Raw genomic sequence first — 1,727 nt, 5'->3', positions numbered from 1 at the left:
CCCATGCCTTGCGCATGCAGGGCCACGTGGTCGCCCGGCTGCACGGCCACCGCCTCGGTCAGCCCGCCCGTCAGGATCAGCGTGCCCGCCGGGATCGCCTGCCCGCGCCGCCCCAGGTGATCGGCCAGCATCGCCACCGCGTTGGCCGGGTGCCCCAGCACCGCCGCCCCCGCCCCCAGCGCCACCACCTCGCCGTTCTTCTCCAGCACCACCCCCGTCGTGCGCAGGTCCAGCTCGCGCGCATCGCGCATGATTCCGCCCACCACGAACCGGCTCGACGAGCAGTTGTCCGCCACCACGCTCTTCAAGTCGAACTTGAAGTCGCGGTAGCGGCTGTCGATCACCTCGATGCCCGCCAGCACGAAGTCCGTCGCCGCCAGCACCTCGGCAATCGTGCAGCCCGGGCCGGCCAGCGCCGCCTTGGTCACGAACACCAGCTCGGGCTCCACCTTCGGGTGGATCAGCTCCGCATGCCGGCACCGCCCCCCGTCGGGCACCACGAACCCATCGGTCAGAAACCCGAAGATCGGGCTGTCCACCCCCATCTGGCGCATCTTCGCAAACGAGGTCAGCCCCGCCTTCAGCCCCACGATCCGCGCCCCGCGCCCCACCTTGCGCCGCCGGATCGCCTCCTGCACCGCGTAGGCGTCGGCCCAGTTCATCCGCGGATGATCCAGCGTGATCTTGGGCGTGTCGCGCGCCTGCAGCTCGCAGTCCTCCAGGCGCTCGGCCAGCGCCTCGATGGTCGCCGCATCCAGGCTCGGCGCGTCCAGGTCCATCCCGTCCGGGTTCGTCCCGCCCGTGTTCGTTTCGCCCATGTCCGTCCCGCCTCGGTTCATCTCTGTCATCGTCCTTTCTCCTTGCACCGGTCCCGTCTTGCCCGCGTCCGCCCTTCTTTCTTCAGTCTCAGGCGACGAAGCGCACGCCGCAGGCGCCGATGCCCCCGATCGAGACCTGCAGGCTGTCGCCCGCAACGACCGGCGTCATCGCCGCCAGCGCACCGGACAGGACGATCTCGCCCGCCTCCAGCCCCACCCCCAGCGCCCCCAGCGCATTGGCCAGCCACGCCACCGCGTTGGCCGGATGGCCCAGCGCCGCCGCCCCCGCCCCCGTGCCCAGCAGCTCGCCGTTCTTCTCGAACACCATGCCGCAGGTGCGCAGGTCCAGACCGCGCGGGCTGACCAGCCGGTCGCCCAGCACGAACACCCCGCACGAGGCGTTGTCGGCCACCGTGTCCTGGATCCGGATCTTCCAGTCCCGGATGCGCGAATCGACGATCTCGAAGCACACCATCACCGCCTCGGTGGCCGCCAGCACCTCGCTCACCGTCACCCCAGGCCCGCACAGGTCCCTCTTCAGCAAAAAGGCGATCTCGCCCTCGGCCTTGGGCTGGATCAGCCCCGCCATCGAGATCGCCTCGCCCGGGGCGACCGCCATGTCGCTGAGCAGGTAGCCGAAGTCCGGCTGGTAGACCCCCAGCATGTCCATCACCGCCTGGCTGGTCACGCCGATCTTCTTGCCCACCACGCGCGCGCCGGCCGCCAGGCGCCGGCCCACCATGCGCTGCTGCACGCGGTAGGCCTGCTCGACGCTCATGCCCGGGTGGCGGGCGCTCAGCGGCTCGACCATCCGGCGCTCGGCCCAGGCGGTGTAGAGCTCGTCGCCCAGTTCTTCGATCAGCGCGGTTTCCATCTCGTACGGCTCCGTTCGGTCAGCATTGAATTCGG

General features: G+C 70.5%; 2 protein-coding genes. Both read right to left on the bottom strand.

Translation table 11 applies throughout. The annotated features are described in order from the left end of the window. On the bottom strand, positions 1-818 hold an 818-nt coding region (gene dmpH, locus HNR28_RS18040), incomplete at its 3' end, for a 2-oxo-3-hexenedioate decarboxylase (RefSeq protein ID WP_409364711.1). Positions 819-906: 88 nt separating this feature from the next. After that, complete coding sequence (dmpE, locus tag HNR28_RS18035; protein ID WP_043679230.1) at positions 907-1,692, bottom strand: 2-oxopent-4-enoate hydratase; 786 nt, start codon at positions 1,690-1,692, stop codon at positions 907-909. Between the last annotated feature and the right edge of the window lie 35 nt (positions 1,693-1,727).

The organism is Castellaniella defragrans, from assembly GCF_014203015.1.
Lineage (GTDB): Bacteria > Pseudomonadota > Gammaproteobacteria > Burkholderiales > Burkholderiaceae_B > Castellaniella > Castellaniella defragrans.
The sequence above is the reverse complement of the archived record's forward strand: the minus strand, read 5'-3'. Positions and strand labels throughout refer to the sequence as shown.

Coding starts and splice junctions, on each gene's coding strand:
- dmpE (WP_043679230.1), bottom strand. CDS start 1,692: ATGGAAACCGCGCTGATCGAAGAACTGGGCGACGAGCTCTACACCGCC.